The organism is Variovorax sp. J22G73 (genome assembly GCF_030317035.1).
In the GTDB taxonomy this organism is placed as follows: domain Bacteria; phylum Pseudomonadota; class Gammaproteobacteria; order Burkholderiales; family Burkholderiaceae_C; genus Variovorax.
In genome coordinates, this window is record NZ_JASZYK010000005.1 from 154,875 (window position 1) to 172,619 (window position 17,745).

The window sequence follows — 17,745 nt, forward strand, 5'->3', positions numbered from 1 at the left end:
CAAACGGCACGCAAGATCAACAGGAGACAAACCGATGAACGTTCTGAAGAAGATGCCGGCCCGCCGCTGGCGGGCCCTGGGTGTGCTGGCGGCGGCAGGCGCCGTGGCGACCAGCGCGGCGGCGCAGGCCGACTACCCCAGCAAGGCCGTGCGCATCATTGCGCCGTTCCCCGCGGGCAGCGGCCCCGACGCGAACGCGCGAGAAATCGCCGCCGAGCTCACGAAGATCCTGGGCCAGACTTTCTATGTGGAGAACCGCCCGGGGGCGTCGAACATCATCGGCACCGAGGTCGCCGCCAAGGCGCCGGCCGACGGCTATTCGCTGTACATCGGCACGACCAGTTCGCTGTCGGTGGTGCCGCACCTGTACTCCAAGCTCCCGTTCAACGCCGAGAAAGACTTCGCCCCGGTCAGCCTGCTGGGCGTGCTGAACACCGGCCTCATCGCCACGCCGGGCGTGGAGGCAAAAGACGCGCGCGCGCTCATCGCCGCGCTCAAGGCCAAGCCCGACTCGATGGCGGTGGCCACCGCGGGCATCGGCAGCTACTCGCACCTGTCGGGCGTGTGGTTCAACAACGCCGCGGGCGTGAAGACCAACCTCGTCCCCTACAACAGCAGCAGCCCCTACACCGACCTGATCGCGGGGCAGGTGCAGCTCATGTTCGATGGCCTGCCGGCCGCGGCGGGCAACATCCACACGGGCAAGCTCAAGCTGCTGGCCATCACCGGCAAGGAGCGCGCGCCCAGCTTTCCCGACGTGCCCACCTTCGCCGAAGTGGGCCTGCCCGACTACGCGCCCATCGCCTGGCAGGGCGTGCTCGCGCCCGCGGGCACGCCCAAGCCGGTGCTCGAAAAGCTCAGCGCCGCCATGCACAAGGCCTGCCAATCGCCCGAACTGGCGAAGAAGTGGCGCGACTACGGCGGCGAGCTGCGCTGCAACACGCCGGCCGAGTTCACCGCGTTCATCAATGCCGACCGGGCCATGTGGGGCAAGGTGATCAAGGAGGCGAAGGTGAAGATGGACTGAGCGGGCACCGGCGCTTGCGGCTGCAGGCGCCGCGGGTTGCACCCCCGATTGTTTCCACCGCGGAAACCCAGTAACGCCGCGGAGGCCCCATCGCCCCGTTCAAAGGCTTTGAGAATCCGGGGCGGGCGCATTGCGCGCCCGACCTTCCACTCAAACACTGAACGATCCATGTCCAACACTTCTACCAACCCCGGCATCGACGAACCCAGCGCAGCCAAGCTGCTCGACACCCTGCAGTGGCGCTACGCGACCAAGAAAATGGATGCCACGCGCAAGGTTCCGAAGGAAAAGATCGAGCGCATCCTCGAGGCCGCGCGCCTGGCGCCCACCTCCAGCGGCCTCCAGCCCTTCGAGATCTTCGTGGTGACCGACCCGGCGGTTCGCGAACGCATCAAGCCGATCGCGTGGAACCAGGGCCAGGTCGTCGACTGCTCGCACCTGCTCGTCTTCGCGGCGTGGGACGACTACACGGCCGAGCGCATCAACCACATGTTCGACCTGACGAACACCGTGCGCGGCATCAAGAACGAAGGCTGGGAAAACTACCGCGCCATGCTGCTGGGCAGCTATCCGCAACGCGGCAGCGAGGTCAACTTCGCGCATGCGGCGCGCCAGGCGTACATCGGCCGGGCCGCGGCGCTGATCGCCGCCGCGCATGAAGAAGTCGATAGCACCCCGATGGAAGGCTTCGACCCCGCCGCGCTCGACGACATCCTGGGCCTGCGCGCGCGCGGCCTGCGCAGCGTTGCCATCCTGCCCGTGGGCTACCGCGTGGCCGACGAAGACTGGCTGGTGAACCTCACCAAGGTGCGCCGTCCGCGTGACCAGTTCGTGACGGAAGTCTGAGGGCGGAATCCATCGTGCGGGCGCCCTGTCGGGCGCCCGCGCGCATTCATGCGCACGTCTTGTCAGCGAATGCGCATCCGGCCAGCTGGTCAGGGGCGTCGCGTGTCGTCAGAATGAACCATGCAGGGACACCGCATCCACGGGCCGCCTCAGGCTCTCGTCCCTCTGGCTCACTGGTTCATTCACCGTTCATTTCCCTTCTGAAGAGAGCACCCCCATGACGCTTGCCCATGCCTACGCGGCCCAGTCCGCCACCACGCCACTGGCGCCATTCACCTTCGAGCGCCGCGCGCCCGCCGCGCGCAACGTGGCCATCGACATCCTTTACTGCGGCGTGTGCCACTCCGACCTGCACACGGTGCGCAGCGAGTGGGGCCCCGCCGCCTATCCCTGCGTGCCGGGGCACGAAATCGTCGGGCGCGTGCGCGCCGTCGGTGCCGACGTGTCGAAGTTCAAGGTCGGCGACCTCGTCGGCGTCGGCTGCATGGTCGACAGCTGCCAGCATTGCCAGCCCTGCAACGACGGGCTGGAGCAGTACTGCGACAACGGCATGACCGGCACCTACGACAGCCAGGAGCAGGTGTCGCGCGCCAACACGCTGGGCGGCTACTCGGACCACATCGTGGTGTTCGAGAAGTTCGTGCTCAAGATCTCGCACGACGAGAAGTCGCTGGCCGCCGTGGCGCCGCTGCTGTGCGCGGGCATCACCACCTATTCGCCGCTGCGGCAGTGGAAGGCGGGCCCTGGCTCCAAGGTGGGCGTGGTGGGGCTCGGCGGGCTGGGCCACATGGGCGTGAAGATTGCCGCGGCCATGGGCGCGCACGTGGTGCTGTTCACCACCTCGCCCGGCAAGACCGAAGACGCCAGGCGCCTGGGCGCCAAGGAGGTCGTGGTGTCGCGCAACGAAAGCGAAATGGCCGCGCACCTCAACAGCTTCGACCTCATCATCAACACCGTGGCCGTCTCGCACAGCCTCGACCCCTTCGTGCAGCTGCTCAAGCTCGACGGCACGCTGGTGCTGGTGGGCGCGCCCAGCACGCCGCACCCGTCCCCGGGCGTGTTCGGCCTCATCACGAAGCGCCGCCGCATCGCGGGCTCGATGATCGGCGGCATTGCCGAGACACAGGAAATGCTCGACTTCTGCGCCGCGCACGGCATCGTGTCGGACATCGAGACCATCGCGATGCCGCAGATCAACGACGCCTACGAGCGCATGCTCAAGAGCGACGTGAAGTACCGGTTCGTGATCGACATGGCGACGGTGGCTGCCTGAGCTTCCACGCCGGGTCAGGTCAGGTCACATCCCGATGAGGTTGTGCGGTGCGGTGCGGTGCGGCTCCGCTGCCGCCGCCGCGCCCACCACAGGTACACCCCGCTGCCCAGCACCACGATGGCGACCACGTCCAGCAGCGCCCAGATGATCTTCAGCGGCAGTCCGCCGTAGTCGCCGAAATGCAGCGGGCGCGACAGCTGCAGCGCCGTCAGGTACCAGGGCGCGGGCGGCAGCAGCACCAGCGCGCCGGTGCGCGCGTCGACCAGCGCGGGCGTGAACAGCCGCGAGGTGACAGGCGTCTGGCCGATGGCCCACACCAGGTAGTGGTGCGGGCTGCCCAGCGCTTCGTCGGGGTATCGCACGCTGCGGATGCGCGTGTTCGGCATGGCCTGCGACACCGCGTTCACCGCCGCCTGCACGGAGGCGAGCTGCGTGGGCATCTCTTGCCCCTTGTAGGGCCGCAGCGCATCGGCCAGCGCGTGCTCGCGCCACCGGTCGTACAGCGGATCGGCAAGCTCGTTCATCGCCCCCGTGGCGCCGACCACCACCACCCACGCCAGCGTCGATACCCCGAGCAGGTTGTGCACGTCGAGCCAGCGGATGCGCGCGCCGCGCTGCCTTCGCACCGTACCGAAGGCCAGGCTGCGCATGTACGGGGCGTACAGCACCGCGCCCGACACAGTGGCCGCCAGCACCAGCAAGGCCATGGCACCGAGGAACAGTTCGCCCGGCAGGCCGAGCAGCAGATCCTTGTGCAGCCGCAGCAGCACGCCGGTGAGCGTGATGCGCCCGGGCGCGCTCTGCGCCGCAGGCAGCAGCACGCGTCCCGTGCGCGCATCGAACTTCAGCACCCGGTTGAGCTTGCGGTCCGCGGCGTAGGAGGGCGCGAGCGCGATCCACACTTCGGGCCGGTCGTCTTCCAGGCTGATCCAGCGCACTGTGTGGCCGGGGAAGAGACCCGCGGGCCCGCGTGCGGTGTCGACCATCGCGTCCAGGTCTGCAATGGCCGAGCCGACCGGACCGACCGAACTCCGCGCCTCCGCGGCCGCCGCCGTGTCGCCGCGAGCCCAGTCGGCCAGCTCGTCGCGGAACACCAGCGGCAGCCCGGTCAGGCACAGCACCAGCAGGAACACCGTGCAGGCCAGGCTGCTCCACCGGTGCACCCACTGCCAGCGCCGAAGGCGCAGGGCGGACATGGCGCGCCCGCTCAGAAGTCGAAGGCGGCGGACAGCTGGATGCTGCGCGGCGTGCTCTGCACCAGGTAGCCGTCGATGGCCGAGGCCCAGTAGCTCTTGTTCCGCAGGTTCTGGATGTTCAGCCGCAGCGTGGTCGGCGTGCCGGCCCAGGTCGTGCGGTAGCGCGCGCCGACGTCGTAGCGCGTCCAGCGCGGAATGGACTGCGCGTTGAGGGTATCGGCGTACTGCGATGCGGTGTGAATCGCGCGGCCCGACAGCGTGAGCCCGGCGACCGAAGGCACGTCCCACTCGGCGCCAAGGTTCAGCTGCACCTTGGGCGCGCCCGTGACCTGCCGGCCGTCGTTGGTGCCGCCCGCCGTGCGGGTCTGCTTGGCATCGACCAGCGCCAGGCCGCCCAGCAGCCGCACGCCGGGCACGACCTCGCCGAAGGTGTTCAGCTCCACGCCGCGCGTGCGCTGCTCGCCGTCCACCGAGTAGATGCGGGTACTCGCATTGGTCAGGCCGTTGGGCGTTTTCAGCTGGTACACGCCCAGCGTGGTGGCGATGCCGCCGAAGTCGAGCTTCACGCCCGCCTCGTACTGCTTGGAAACGTAGGGCGCAAAGATCTGCCCCACGTTGATGGAGCCCGCCGTGGCCGTGGGCCCCTGTTGCAGCCCCTCGATGTAGTTGGCGTACACCGACACGTTGCGGCTCGCCTTCAGGACCAGGCCCACGCCGGGCGTGGTTGCCGACTTGTCGTAGCTCGACGACGTGGCGCCGGTGGTGGCGCTGAAGTTGGCCGACTTGACCTTCTGCTGGCGCACGCCCAGCGTGAGCTGCACGCGGTCGTCGAGCATCGACAGCGTGTCGGCCACGGCCACGCCGGAGATGTCTGCCGAGCCCGTTTGCGGCACCGCGTCGGGCCCGCGCAGGCCCGCGATGCTCGGCTGGCCGATGAACACCGGCGTGTAGATGTTGGTGCTGGTCTGCGCCAGCGTGTTCAGCAGGATGCCGTTGCGCACGCGCAGCGTGGAGGCGGTGAGCGTCCAGCGGTGCTGCACCGGGCCCGTGTCGAAGCGCCCGCGCATGCCGGCCTCGGCCGTCGAGCTGTCGCGGTAGAGCGGCCAGTACACCTGGTTCTGCAGCAGCCTGCCGGCCGAAGACTGCAGCTGCGAGTTGGAGAACAACTGCGACTCCTCGAAGCGCGAGCCGCCGGCCGCGGCGAACGCGGTGAGGTCGGGCGTGATGTCGAACTCGCCGCGCAGCGCCACGTTGCGCGAGTTGGTGTTGTCGTAGGACCAGGGCTGCTGCCAGTTGCGCCCCGAGCGCGGCGGCGCGGGCAGCACGAAGCCGGCCGCCAGGAAGGTGGTGCGCGAGGGCGAGTCGCTGTCGTTGCGCCGCGCGCCCAGGTCGGCCGACAGGCGCAGCCGGTCGCTGCGGTAGTCGAGCGCCAGCGCGCCCATGGCCACCTTCTTTTTCTGGCGGTCGGTCGCGGTGTCGCCGTCGCTGTACACGCCGTTGAAGCGAACGCCCCAGCGGTTGTCCTGGCCAAAGCGGCGCCCCACGTCGGCCTGCACGCCGAACTGCGCGTCGGACACGTAGCCCGTGGTCAGCCGCGTGAGCGGCGCGTCTCCCGCGCGCTTGGGCACCTAGTTGATGCTGCCACCCACGCCGCCGATGGGCCCCAGCCCGTTGAGCAGCGCGTTGGCGCCCGACAGCAGCTCGATGCGCTCCAGCGACTCCACGCCGGGCGACATGAGCCCGTAGAGCCCGCCATAGGCCGCGTCGAGCGCCTTCACCTTGTTGCCTCGCACCACGAAGTCGGTCATGGCGTCGTTGCCCGGGTAGATCGCGCGAAACGACGGGTTGTTGTCCGCAATGTCGGCCACCGTGCGCGTCTGCTGGTCTTGCATGACCTGCGCCGTGTAGGTGATGAGGTTGAACGGCGTGTCCATGAAGTCGCGGTCGCCCAGCAGGCCCACGCGGCCGCCGCGCGCGACCTGCCCGCCGGCATAGGGCTGCGGCAGGTCGCCGGGCACGGCCGAGTTCGCGGTGACCGTGACGGGCGGCAGCGCGGCGTCGCCGGCATTGCCTGTGCTGCTTGCGGATGGGGCCGGCGTGGCGGTGTTCTTGCGCAGGGTGTACTCGCCGCTCGCGTCGCGCACCGCTTCCAGGCCGGTGCCGGCCAGCAGCGAGCGCAGCGCGTCGTTCACGCTCAGCGTGCCGCTCGCGCCGGGGCTGCGCAGCCCGCTCGTCAACTCGGCGTTGACGGCGATCTGCGCGCCGGCCTGCCGGCCGAAGCGGCTCAGCGCCTGGTCGAGCGTGCCGGCCGGAATGTCGAAGCTGCGGCGCGCCTCACCGGCCGCGCCCTGCGCGAAGGCAGGTGCGCTGGCCAGGCCGGCTGCGGTGCCCAGCGTGGCGCACAGCAGAGCCAGCGCCACGGGCGACAGCCGGTGCCGCCCGCGGGTGGCCATTAGGGGGGAGAAAAACCGGTTGCGAACGACCGCCATGTTGCAGATTCCTTTTGCTGGTGCTTGTGTTGGACAGTGGCTTGGCAAGCACGCAAAAAGAGTCGTCCCGCCTGGCTTCTGCATGCAAAGCCGCACGAGACCGAAAAATCTGCCGGTCTATCTGCCGGTTTATTTGTAAAGACGTTTCAGCGCATCCGCGCTTCAGCGCGCCGACACCGTGACCCAGTAGCGCGTGAGCCGCGTCACCTTCACCGGCAGCCGCCGCGCCAGCGATTCGAGAATGCGCTCGGTCGGGTCGTTGCCGTCCAGCGGCCAGGCGCCGGTGATGCGCAGGCCGGCCACCTCGGGGTCGCAGCGCAGGCGGCCGGGGCGGTAGCGGTCGAGTTCGGCAATGAACTCGGCCAGCGGCATCCCTTCGGCGGTGAGCGTGCCGTCGGTCCAGGACTGGCTGGCCTCCCGCAGTGCCTCGGGTGCGTCGACGCGCTCGCGGGTGAAGCGGGCCTGCTGCCCGGCGCGCACCAGGGTCGCGGCGGAACCCGAGCCGGTGCTGTTGGCGGTGCGGACCTCGACCGCGCCTTCGCTTACGCCCAGTGCCGTGAAGCCGGCGGCCGCGTCCGCGGGCTCGTCGCGTCGCACGGTGAAGCGCGTGCCCACCGGCGTGAGCGTGCCGTCGCGTGTGGCGACCACGAAAGGGCGGCGGGCCGCGTCGTGCGCGGTCGCGACCATGATTTCTCCGCGGTACAGCACCAGCCGGCGCTCGCCCGCGTCGAAGCGCACATCGAGCGCGGTGCCGGTGTTCATCAGCAGCGTGCTGCCGTCGGCCAGCACCATGCTGCGGCGCTCGCCGGTGGCGGTGCGCACGTCGGCCCATGCGCCTGCGAGCTGGCTGCGCCAGGGGAGCTGGTCTTGCACGAGGTAGATGGCGGTGCCGCCGGCGCCGATCCACATCAGCGTTTTCAAGGTGCGCCGGCGCGCCGACAACGAAGCCGCATGGCCCAGCGTGGCGCGCGTGACCGCCGGCTCGACGGTGCCCGAGGTGCCGCGCAACTGCTGGCCCATGGACTGCAGCCGCTGCCAGGCGCGCGCATGGTCGGGGTGCTGGTCGTGCCAGCGCGCGAAGGCGGACTGCTCCTGCGGATCGCGCAGGCCCGAGGCCAGGCGCACGTACCAGCCGATGGCCTGCTCGACGATGGCGTCTGGCAAGGTATCGCTCGTGTTGGCTGTGTTGGCCGCGTTGCCGCCATTGGCCGGCGAGGGAAATCGTGCGCTCATCCGAAGCAATTCCGCTTGATGCGCGTCAGCTCGCTGCCGGCAGGTACATCGCCTTGTAGCAATGGGCCAGCGCGCGCGTCATGGCCTTCTGCACCACGTTGACGGTGATGCCCAGCCGCTCGGCGATCTGCGCATAGCTCAGCCCGTCGAGCTGCGAGAGCAGGAAGGCCTCGCGCACCTGGGCGGGCAGGCCGTCGAGCAGGCGGGCGATTTCCTCGAGCGTTTCCAGGATCAGCAAGCGCTCTTCGGGCGAGGGCGCCATCGCCATCGGGCGCGCGGCGAGCGTGGCCAGCCAGGCCTGCTCGAGCGCATGGCGGCGCCAGTGCGTGGCGAGCAGCCCGCCGGCAATCGTCGTGAGATAGGCGCGGGGCTCGCGAATGTGCTCGCCGGCGTTCTTGCCCAGCACGCGAACGAAGGTGTCGTGCGCCAGGTCGGCCGCGTCGAAAGTGTTGCCCAGCTTGCGGCGCAACCAGCCCTGCAGCCAGCCATGGTGCTCGGCATACAGGGACTCGACCGGGTACTCGGCTGGAAGGGAAGACGCAAGGGACGGGGGGTTCACGATCCGCGCAGGGCCGGGCGATGGCTCGGCTGTCTAAATAAGAATTGCTCTCAATTATCTGAGGCGTTAAGCCTTTTGGCAACACGACGCAAACGCACGGTCAGCTCCTTGACCAACTGCATCTCGCCGCGCCGCTGCGCCACTTCCAGCCCTTTGGTGAAAGCCGCCTCGGACAGCGCCGAGTCGCCGAGTTCCAGCGCGACCAGGCCTTGCAAGCGGTGCGCGGCGGTGAAGTCGGCGTCGAAGGCCAGTGCTTTTTCCAGATGCAGCAGCGCGGTGCGCGGGTCTTCGCGGCGGTGGTACGCGAGCGCGAGGCTCATGCGAAGCAGGGCGCCGTCGCGGCCGGCGGCGAGCATGCGTTCGAGGGCTTCGGGCGAGGGACCGGGCGGCGGGGCAGGGGGAGTGGGAACAATGTCGGGAGAAGGCGTGTCCATCAGCGGCATCCTTTGCAATTTTTCAAAGCATAGTCTTTGACATTTGCAGTTGCAGTTCCCCGCCCGAATCTCCTTGCGTCCTACGCGGTTCGCGCGGCCCCTGCGAAAGCATCGAGCGATGCGTAAATTGATTCTTGTGACTTCGCTGGGTTTGACTGCGGCCAGCGCATTCGTGCAGGCCGAGCCGATCAAGCTTCCGGTCGACAGCGACGACAAGGGCACCGTGTACGTGGCGCCCAACGTGAACCCCACCGAGCAGGCTGCCACCGTCAACGGCGCGACCGTCGGCGTGCAGCGCCCAGACGGCAGCGGCACCTACATCGGCACCGACACCTCCACGCCGCGGCCCACGTATTCGCTGGGTGCTAGCACAGGCGGCAACGTGTCGCTCACGGGCGGTGTGTCGTCCGACGGCAAGGCCAACAACGGCGTGAAGGCCGGGGTCACCATCAAGTACTGATCGAGCTGAACGGCCTGATCTAGCTGGTCGTTCAGACCAGCGTGCCGTACACGATGAACCCGTCGTGCGTGGCCATCTTGTCGTACAGCGTGCGCCCGGCCGTGTTGCTCTCGTGCGTTTGCCAGTACACGCGGTGCCCGCCCGCGCGCTTCACGTGCGCGTACACACCCTCGATCAACTGGCGCCCCACGCCGCGCCCGCGCTCCGACGGCAGCGTGAACAGGTCCTGCAGGTAGCACGTCGGCTCGATGCGCGTGGTACTGCGGTGGAACAGGTAGTGCGTGAGCCCGACCAGCTGGCCGTCGCGCTCGGCGACCAGCGCATGCACCGGCTCGTAGGCATCGAAGAAGCGCTGCCAGGTGACCTGTGTGATTTCATCCGGCAGCGCGGTGGCGCCTTCGCGGCCGTAGAAGGCGTTGTAGCCGGCCCATAGCGGTTTCCATGCCGCAAGGTCGGCCGGCACGGGAGGGCGAATCGAGAGGGTGGAAGTCGTCATGCGCGTGCCTCAGCGTGTGCCCGTTCGTGCCGCCGCCGCAGTGGCCTTCGCGACGTCTTGCACTTTTGAAAGCGCGCACGCAGGCGGCTGCACGCGCGTGGATGCCGGCAGCGGCGGCAGCACCGGGTTGTCGCCGTCGGGCCCCATCGACTGCTCCAGAAAGTCGAGCATCGCGCGCATGGCCGCGCTGTTGTGGCGGCGCTGCGAGTAAGCCGCGTACAGCCAGTGTTCGTGCGGCATGTGGTCGCGCAGCACCGGCACCAGCGCGCCGCGCTCCAGGTGCGACTGCGCCAGCGGCTCCGGCACATAGGCCACGCCCACGCCGCGCAGCGCCAGCTCGATGAGCGCCACCGCGTCGTTGGCCTCCATGCGGCTGTGCACCGCCACGTCGTGCGGCTTGCCGTCCGTCTCGAAGGGCAGGTGCGTGGTGGGCATCGACGAGTAGCTCAGCACCTCGTGCTTGCCCATGTCCTCGGGCACCTGCGGCATGCCGCGCTGCGCCCAGTACGCGGGCGACGCGCATACCACCATGTCGAACTGCACCAGCCGGCGCACGATGAGGTTCATGTCGTCGATGCGCCCGCCCGTCAGGTGGATGTCGATGCCTTCCTCGATCAGGTCGAGGTTGTCGTTGGTGAACACCAGGCTCACGTACACCTCGGGGTAGCGCTTGATGAACTCGGCGATCACGTCCGACAGCCAGCCCGCGATGAGCCCGTGCGGCGCGCTCATGCGCAGGCGGCCTTGCGGGTGCGAGCCGTGGGCCTGCAGGTCGTTCAGCGTGCTTTCGGCCATGGCCACCAGCTCGGTGCTGCGCTCCAGCAGCACCTGGCCGGCGTCGGTGAGGCTCAGGGAGCGGGTGGAGCGGTTCAGCAGGCGCACGCCGCTGCGCGTTTCAAGCTCGGCCACGTAGCGGCTGACCGTGGCTTTCGACATGCCCAGCGAGATCGCCGCGCGGGAGAAGCTGCGCCGGAACGCGACTTCGCGGAAGGTTTTGATGAGGTCGAGGCCGTCCATAAGTGGGCGGATTGTTCCAGCTTCCGGCGCTGGGGTCTTTAGTCGGGGAATGGGTGGTTTTCGGCGCGCGAAGCGGCGGGGGTGCGTGGCTATACTGCCGCCGTCGTGTCAAAAAAAGGCGCGACCGGGATTGGACTCCCGTTGAAATCACTGCGACGCAAGCCGCAGTCACCCGCAAGGTCTGCGGCTTCGTCGTTCGTGCCTCCAGTTTTGGCGGCTCGATGGGCGGGCGCAAGCTCGGCCGGTTTCACGCAAGTGGTTTCCCGGTAGTCCAACTCGTCGAGCCGCCGCCTCCGTTTGGACTCGGGTGCGACGGTTTCAGCAAACCGAAACCCTCGGAGGCCATTCATGGCTCATGTTCCCCCGACCCCCGAATCTTCTTCGGCAACCGCCCGCGCCGAGGCGCTCGCACTGCAGGCCTGCGACGACGTCGACAGCCTGCACGTGGTGCAGCGCGCCTACGCGTGCCTCGAAAAACTCATCGACCCGCAACGCGTGAACGACAGCGAAGACCTCAGCCCGAGCCGCAGCGAACTCAGCGCGCTGTTCGGGTTGGTCAACGACGAACTGCACCGGCGCATTGAAACGGCCGATGCGGCGGTGCAGTCGCTGCGAGCAGCTGTGGGGCAGCGCGAACCGCTCATCGCCTGACGGCGCGCCACTGCGCCCGGCGGCGCGCGGCAATCACCGCCACCGCTGCGCAGCCGAGCAGGTTGACCAGGGAAATCGCCACGAAGAACGCATCGCGCACCACCAGCACCGCGTAGATCGTCGCCGTCACGTTCGACAGCACCCACGAACCCCAGGTCAGCAGCGAGACCGAGACGGCGCCGTCGGTGCAGCGCCAGACCACCACGATCTGCGGAATGTAGGTCAGCACGCGGGCCGCGTTGGTCAACAGGTAGAGCCAGCCGATCAAGGCCAGCAATTGCCCGTCGGCGGTGGCGAAAGCGTGAAATTGCATCGACTGCGGTCCCTGGAGTGTTGCGCGCCTGCTGAACGCGTGCGCCGACTCTAGGCAAGGCGTGGCGTGCCGGGAATGCCGTGTCGGCGCTACGCCGAACGCCCTACGACCTATGCCGTAGGCGCGGCGTTGCCCACCTTGGTTTTCATGCCCGATGGGCTGCGTACGGCACCCGCAGCAGCACGCGGGTGCCCGTCGCGCCGTGGACCACCTCGAGCGAAGCCCCGAGCTGCCGCGCGCGGGCATGCATGTTGGCGATGCCGCGACCGCCGGCATCGGGCGCGGGATCGGTCGCGGTACGGGCCGGCTCGCCGTCGTCGACGATCTCGAGTTCGAGCAGCTCGCCATGTTGGCGCAGCTGCACGCGCACGCGATGAGCGCGCGCGTGCTTCAGCACGTTGGTCAGCGCCTCCTGCGCGATGCGCAAGAGCTGCAGGGACGCCTGCGCGGACAGCTCCGCGGCGCTGTCGGGCACATCGATGGTCCACGAAGGCTGGACGCGCGCCTCTTCCAGCTGCGCCTGCCACCGAAACAGGAAGTTGCCCAGCGCGGTGCGGAAGTCGCCCGCATCGGGCGCCAGCGCATCGAGCGCGATGCGCATGTCGGCGATGCAGTCGCGCAGCACGTCGGCAATCTGCCGCTCGCTCATGTCGCCGCGCTCGACCCGCGACAGCGAGGTGAACAGGCGCGAGCCGAGCCCATCGTGGATCTCCCGCATGATCGATTGGCGCTCCTGCGACACGGCATGCTGGCGCTGCAGTTGCGCCACGCGCGCGAAGCTCTCGGCCAGGTGCCTTTCGCGGTCGGCCACGCGGCTTTCGAGCGTGCGGTTGAGCTCCTCGAGCGAGTCCATCGTGTGGATGAAGCGGGCGGTCAGCAGCCCGCCCATGCAAAGCAGCAGCAGGTTGGCCGCGTGGTGCAGCAGGAAGATGCGCTTGCCGACCCAGTGCGGCAGCAGTTGGGCGAGTGCGCCGTCGTCCCAGGCGATCAGGTAGTCGTGCACACCCGCGAGCACGGCGATCATCAGCGCCATCGGCATCAGCGCGGCGGCCAGCGTGCGCTGCCTGGCCACCGTGCGGATAGACACCGCGAGAATCGCCAGCCCGATGGGAATCAACCCCGCGCTCCACCACCGGTTGACCAGCGGCTCGCCCCGCGGCCCGGCCAGCAGCAGCCAGACCGGCCCGAGCAACCAGTAGCCGAGCAGCACGCGGCGCAGCCAGGGGCGCTCGATGCCGGCGAGCCGCATCGAGAACAGCGCCAGCACCACCACGAAGCCGCCCGTGGCGCCGAGGTACACGGTGCGCCACAGGTGCCAGTAGTGCGACGGCATGCGTTCGATCACGAAGGTCAGGGTGCGCACGCCCCACAGCGCTGACGCAAGCCCGAAGAGCCCGTACAGCACCTCGCTGCGCCGGCGCCACCAGATGCACAGCACGATGACCGCCATCAGCAGGCAGACCACCACCGTGATCTCGGGCAGCGTGCGCACCCAGAAGAGCCGCCGGTCGTGCACCGGCAGCAGTTCGGCACGCGGCGCCACCGAAACGACCGGAAAGCGCTGCGACCCGGAGGCGGTCGCGGCGGCCGCGCGAATCGCGAGCACGTTGTCGCCCGCGCGGAGCACCTGGCGCGGCAGCGAGATCAGGTGGGGCCGCTCCCAGCGCACATGCACGGTGCTGCTGTCTTCCTCGACCTCGCCGACCTGCGTGCCGTTGAGCCAGACCTGGCCGCCTTCGTAGAGGTAGGGCAGGTACACCGCCCAGCTGCCGTCGCGCTCGCCGAGCGCGGGCGCCTCAAAGGTGGCGCGATACCAGACGGCGCCGCCGCGCGAAAGGCCGGGCGCAGGGGCCACGGGTCCGGGCAGCGCGACTTCGGTCCAGGCGCTGTCGGGTGCGGGCGGGCTCGCCTCGCTGGAGGCCAGGGCCTGCATGCGTGCCAGGTCGAGCGCCAGTGCCGGCGGCCCGGGTGCCATGAGCAGGGCCGCGACCAGCAGCATGGCGAGCTGCAGCATCCAGGGGCGGCCAAACCGCGTGTTCGCCCATGCGCTGGCGGCCCCTTCAGACTTCACAGCAGGCCCAGCTGGCTGGCTTCGTAGACCGCCTCGCTGCGCGAGTGCACGGCCAGCTTGCGGTAGATTTTCTTGACGTGAGAGACCACGGTGTGCGGCGAAATTTCGAGCAGCTCGCCAATCGAATCGAATGTCAGCCCCTTGGCGGTCAGGCGCAGCAGTTCGGTTTCACGCGGCGTCAGCGGGGATGCCCGCGCGTCCGGCAGCGGCTCTGGGGGCGCTTGCTGCAGCGGTGCGGCCGGCGCCGGCTCGAGCCGTACCGTGAGCCTGAACCGGGTGAGGATGCGCCGGGCAATGCCCGGGCTGATGGGCGCGCCGCCGGCCCGGATCTCGTGGATGCTGGTGGCCACGCGCTCGGGCGATGCGTCTTTCAGCAGGTAGCCGGTGGCACCCGCCTCGATCGACTCGACCACATGGGCGTCGTCGCCGAACATGGTGACCACCAGCACGTCGCAGTCCGGCTGGTGCGCGGCGGCGTGGCGGATCACCTCGACGCCGCCGATGTCGGGCAGCCCCAGGTCGACCAGCAGCACGTTGGGCGCGTGCAGGTCGAGCATTGCCTTGCCGTCCATGCCGGTGGAAACCGCGGCCACGAGCTGCAGCGCAGGGTCGCGCAGCACCGCGTCCGAAAACCGCCGCAAGAACTCGGGCTCGTCCTCGACGATCAGGACACGGGTGGTCATCGCAGCTCCTTGTGAGACCTACTCTGACAGGAATTTTCCCTTGCGCCTGTGCCAAAGGACATGCCGCTAAAGCGCTATCGCCAAGCACGCCGGGGGGCGGTAGGCATGCGGCCATCGCCTTGCGAGGCGATTGACCGGGCGCGGCGACCGCGTGGGCGTCAAGCCGCAGCGAGCCGCTCCTTCGCCAGCTTCGTGCCTTCCGCCAGCGCCTTCAGCTTGCGCCACGCCACGTCGCGCGCCATCGGCGCCAGGCCGCAATTCGTGCAGGGGAAAAGCCGCTCCTTCGGCACGAACTCCAGCGCCCGGCCGATGGTGTCGGCCACTTCCTCGGGCGTCTCGATCACGTCGCTGGCCACGTCGATCACGCCGACCATGACGTCCTTGCCGGCCAGCAGCTTCATGAGGTCGGGCGGCACATGGGAGTGGATGCATTCCAGGCTCACCTGGTCGATGCTGCTGCGGGCAAGCGCGGGGAACACCGCCTCGTACTGGCGCCATTCGTCGCCCAGGGTGCTCTTCCAGTCGGTGTTGGCCTTGATGCCGTAGCCGTAGCAGATGTGCACCGCTGTCGTGCAGGTCAAGCCCTGCGCCGCGCGCTCCAGCGCGCGCACGCCCCAGTCGGCGGCATCCTTCATGTAGACATTGAAGGCGGGCTCGTCGAACTGGATGATGTCCACGCCATCGGCCTGGAGCGCCAGCGCTTCCTGGTTGAGCAGCTCGGCGAAGGCGAAGGCCATCTTCACCCTGCCTTCGGCATCGCTGCCGTAGAAGCGGTCCGCCACGGTGTCGACGATGGTCATGGGGCCGGGCAGGGTGAACTTCAGCTTCTTCTTCGTGTGCGCGCGCGCCAGCTGTGCTTCGAAGGCATGCACGCGGCCTTTCAGGCGCAAGGCCGACACCACCTGCGGCACCATCGCGTCGTAGCGGTTGTCGCGGATGCCCATCTTCACCTTGTGCTCGAAGTCGATGCCCTCGACCTGCTCGAGAAAGCCGTGCACGAAGTGCTGGCGCGACTGTTCGCCGTCGCACACGATGTCCAGGCCCGCGTCTTCCTGGGCCTTGATCCACAGCAGGGTCGCGTCGGCCTTGGCCTGGCGAAGGGCATCGCCTTCGGCCATCCACTGAGGCCAGAGCTTGTTGGTTTCAGCCAGCCAGGCGGGCTTCGGCAGGCTGCCGGCAATGGAGGTTTCAAACATCTGGAGTTTCCTGTTCAATCGAAGATAAAAAAATCGGTATGGCGATCAGCCACTGCCTGACGCGCCGTTGCAGAGAAGTATTCGGAGGAAAGCTCAGATCGCGAAATCGGCAACCCACCGTTCAAGAACGTTCTTGTAGGGCTTGATGAAGTGCTCCTCCGCGAACTTGCCTTGCTTCACGGCCAGCTGGCCGCGCTCTTCCCGGTCATAGACGATCTGCGTCAGCGAGTAGTCCTGATTCTTCAGGTTCGGTCGATAGAGGTTTCCCGCCGCTGAATTGGCGTTGTAGATCTCGGGGCGGTAAATGCGCTGAAAGGTTTCCATCGTGCTGATGGTGCCGATCAACTCCAGGTTGGTGTAGTCGCCCAGCAGGTCGCCGCGAAAGTAGAAGGCCAATGGCGCAACGCCGTTCGGAGGCATGAAGAACCGCACCTGCATGCCCATCTTCGCGAAGTACTGGTCGGTCGAGGACAGTTCGTTCTGCTGGTACTCGACACCCAGGACCGGGTGCCGGTTTCCGGTTCGCTGATAGGTCTTGCTGGTCGAGGCGCTGATGCAGATGACCGGCGGCTTGCCGAAACGCTCCTTGTAGACGCTCGAATTGGCGAATTGCTGGAAGAGCTTTCCATGCAGGTCGCCGAAGTCGTCCGGGGTGCTGAATTCCGCGCGATGGGCGTTGTATTCCGGGAGCAGCACGCTGAAGTCGTAGTCGCGCACGTAAGACGAGAAATTGTTCCCCGCAATGCCGTCGATGCGCTTGTTCGTCTTCTTGTCGAGGATGCAGGTTTTCAGTATCTCGATCAGCGGGAACGCGGTGTTGCTGGTTTTCGCATTGCTGTTCTCGGCATCGATGCTCATCTCGACGGAGATGATTTCGAGCTCGACGGCATAGCGGTCTCCCGCCGGGTTGTCCCAATACGCCAGGTCATTGAAGCGGTTGTCGATCATCTTCAACGTGTTGCGCAGGTTCTGTTGCCGGCTCTGTCCCCGGGCCAGGTTCGCGAAGTTGGTGGTGATGCGCGTGCTGTCCGATGGTTGGTAGTTCTCATCGAAAAGAATGCTCTTGAGGTTGAAGCTGAGTTCTTTGTTCATTGCGATCTGGTGACCTGATTTTTTTAAGAGAGAAGGCGGTTGTTGTTTCAGGCCTCGACCACGTCCTTGACCGCTTTCTCGACCACTTCCGCGGCCAAGGCGGGCCTGGCGTGGCGCGCCAGTTCGATCAACGGCAGTGCCCGTTGCACCGCCAGTCGGGCCCGCGCGGTAAGGGCCTGGTTCTGCAGGCGGTGGTCGACGAAATCCGTGTCGGTCGCGTAGACGCCCAGCGGCAACGTGCGTGCCTGGAAGAAGCTGAACAGCGGCCGCAGCTGGTGGTCGATGACCAGGGCATGGCGCTCGCTGCCACCGGTGGCAGCCAGCAGCACGGGCTTGTCGATCAGGGCGTCCTGATGGATGAAGTCGAAGAAGTGCTTGAACAGCCCCGTGTAGGAGCCGCGGAAAACCGGCGTTGCCACCACCAAGACGTCGGCTTGCTCGACCGCCGCAAGTTCGCGTTCCACCGCGTCGGGCAGTTGGCTGCGCCAGACCGCATCGGCAAGCCGCGGCGCGAGCTGGCCCAGTTCGACCAGGCGCTGTTCGCACGGCACTTCGTCGGCGATCAGGTCCATCAGGTGTTCAGCCAGGGCTGCTGACCTGGAAGGGCGTTGCAGCCCGCCGGAAACTGCGACGAGACGGAGGGGACGTGTCATTTTTTCTTTCATCTGTTCCAGGGTCGCTCCCGGGAAGGCAAACGACCAATGGAGAC

The 17,745-nt window shown here is 67.9% G+C and carries 19 protein-coding genes; 5 read left to right on the forward strand and 14 right to left on the reverse strand.

Translation table 11 applies throughout. The annotated features are described in order from the left end of the window. The first annotated feature begins 34 nt into the window (after positions 1-34). From QTI51_RS20195 to QTI51_RS20205, 3 genes are all read left to right on the forward strand, one after another. Positions 35-1,027: a Bug family tripartite tricarboxylate transporter substrate binding protein gene (locus QTI51_RS20195; protein WP_286515330.1), complete on the forward strand. Its 993-nt coding sequence runs from the start codon at positions 35-37 to the stop codon at positions 1,025-1,027. Between the two features lie 168 nt (positions 1,028-1,195). Continuing rightward, positions 1,196-1,873 (forward strand): NAD(P)H-dependent oxidoreductase, encoded by a 678-nt coding sequence (locus QTI51_RS20200; protein ID WP_286515332.1) that lies wholly within the window; start codon positions 1,196-1,198, stop codon positions 1,871-1,873. A 217-nt stretch (positions 1,874-2,090) separates the two neighbouring features. Beyond that, a complete protein-coding gene (locus QTI51_RS20205; protein ID WP_286515333.1) occupies positions 2,091-3,146 on the forward strand; it encodes an NAD(P)-dependent alcohol dehydrogenase in 1,056 nt (351 codons plus the stop codon). A 14-nt stretch (positions 3,147-3,160) separates the two neighbouring features. Here the strand turns inward: QTI51_RS20205 and QTI51_RS20210 are convergent, their stop codons facing one another. From QTI51_RS20210 to QTI51_RS20235, 6 genes are all read right to left on the reverse strand, one after another. Next, positions 3,161-4,342, reverse strand: coding sequence for a PepSY-associated TM helix domain-containing protein (locus QTI51_RS20210; RefSeq protein ID WP_286515334.1), 1,182 nt, complete (start codon positions 4,340-4,342; stop codon positions 3,161-3,163). Between the two features lie 11 nt (positions 4,343-4,353). Continuing rightward, complete coding sequence (locus QTI51_RS20215; RefSeq protein WP_286515335.1) at positions 4,354-5,970, reverse strand: TonB-dependent receptor; 1,617 nt, start codon at positions 5,968-5,970, stop codon at positions 4,354-4,356. After that, positions 5,971-6,831, reverse strand: coding sequence for a TonB-dependent receptor (locus QTI51_RS20220; RefSeq protein ID WP_286515336.1), 861 nt, complete (start codon positions 6,829-6,831; stop codon positions 5,971-5,973). A gap of 162 nt (positions 6,832-6,993) precedes the next feature. Further along, positions 6,994-8,064: a FecR domain-containing protein gene (locus QTI51_RS20225; protein ID WP_286515337.1), complete on the reverse strand. Its 1,071-nt coding sequence runs from the start codon at positions 8,062-8,064 to the stop codon at positions 6,994-6,996. A gap of 25 nt (positions 8,065-8,089) precedes the next feature. Beyond that, positions 8,090-8,623: a sigma-70 family RNA polymerase sigma factor gene (locus tag QTI51_RS20230; RefSeq protein WP_286515339.1), complete on the reverse strand. Its 534-nt coding sequence runs from the start codon at positions 8,621-8,623 to the stop codon at positions 8,090-8,092. A 50-nt stretch (positions 8,624-8,673) separates the two neighbouring features. Next, positions 8,674-9,057, reverse strand: coding sequence for a hypothetical protein (locus QTI51_RS20235; RefSeq protein ID WP_286515340.1), 384 nt, complete (start codon positions 9,055-9,057; stop codon positions 8,674-8,676). A gap of 118 nt (positions 9,058-9,175) precedes the next feature. Between QTI51_RS20235 and QTI51_RS20240 the strand changes: the two genes are divergently transcribed. Further along, positions 9,176-9,517: a hypothetical protein gene (locus tag QTI51_RS20240; RefSeq protein WP_286515341.1), complete on the forward strand. Its 342-nt coding sequence runs from the start codon at positions 9,176-9,178 to the stop codon at positions 9,515-9,517. 31 nt (positions 9,518-9,548) lie between these two features. Here QTI51_RS20240 and QTI51_RS20245 read toward each other — a convergent pair whose 3' ends face one another. Then, positions 9,549-10,013 (reverse strand): GNAT family N-acetyltransferase, encoded by a 465-nt coding sequence (locus QTI51_RS20245; protein WP_286515342.1) that lies wholly within the window; start codon positions 10,011-10,013, stop codon positions 9,549-9,551. Positions 10,014-10,022: 9 nt separating this feature from the next. Continuing rightward, positions 10,023-11,030 carry a LysR family transcriptional regulator gene (locus QTI51_RS20250; RefSeq protein ID WP_286515343.1) on the reverse strand — a complete coding sequence of 336 codons (1,008 nt, stop codon included), beginning with the start codon at positions 11,028-11,030 and terminating at the stop codon, positions 10,023-10,025. A gap of 348 nt (positions 11,031-11,378) precedes the next feature. On the opposite strand from QTI51_RS20250, the gene QTI51_RS20255 reads away from it, so the two are divergent. Continuing rightward, positions 11,379-11,681 carry a hypothetical protein gene (locus QTI51_RS20255; protein ID WP_165840396.1) on the forward strand — a complete coding sequence of 101 codons (303 nt, stop codon included), beginning with the start codon at positions 11,379-11,381 and terminating at the stop codon, positions 11,679-11,681. Here the strand turns inward: QTI51_RS20255 and QTI51_RS20260 are convergent. The 6 genes from QTI51_RS20260 to msuE form a co-directional block, all read right to left on the reverse strand. Next, positions 11,671-11,994, reverse strand: a complete 324-nt coding sequence (locus QTI51_RS20260; RefSeq protein ID WP_286515344.1) for a hypothetical protein — start codon at positions 11,992-11,994, stop codon at positions 11,671-11,673. The genes QTI51_RS20255 and QTI51_RS20260 overlap by 11 nt on opposite strands. A gap of 145 nt (positions 11,995-12,139) precedes the next feature. Continuing rightward, positions 12,140-14,008, reverse strand: coding sequence for a sensor histidine kinase (locus tag QTI51_RS20265; RefSeq protein ID WP_286515346.1), 1,869 nt, complete (start codon positions 14,006-14,008; stop codon positions 12,140-12,142). 53 nt (positions 14,009-14,061) lie between these two features. After that, positions 14,062-14,748, reverse strand: coding sequence for a response regulator (locus QTI51_RS20270; RefSeq protein WP_286515347.1), 687 nt, complete (start codon positions 14,746-14,748; stop codon positions 14,062-14,064). Between the two features lie 158 nt (positions 14,749-14,906). Continuing rightward, positions 14,907-15,944: a methionine synthase gene (locus tag QTI51_RS20275; protein WP_286515349.1), complete on the reverse strand. Its 1,038-nt coding sequence runs from the start codon at positions 15,942-15,944 to the stop codon at positions 14,907-14,909. Between the two features lie 93 nt (positions 15,945-16,037). Then, positions 16,038-17,036 carry a DUF1852 domain-containing protein gene (locus QTI51_RS20280; protein WP_286515350.1) on the reverse strand — a complete coding sequence of 333 codons (999 nt, stop codon included), beginning with the start codon at positions 17,034-17,036 and terminating at the stop codon, positions 16,038-16,040. A 47-nt stretch (positions 17,037-17,083) separates the two neighbouring features. Then, a complete protein-coding gene (gene msuE / locus QTI51_RS20285) occupies positions 17,084-17,689 on the reverse strand; it encodes an FMN reductase (protein ID WP_286515351.1) in 606 nt (201 codons plus the stop codon). Positions 17,690-17,745: the final 56 nt, after the last annotated feature.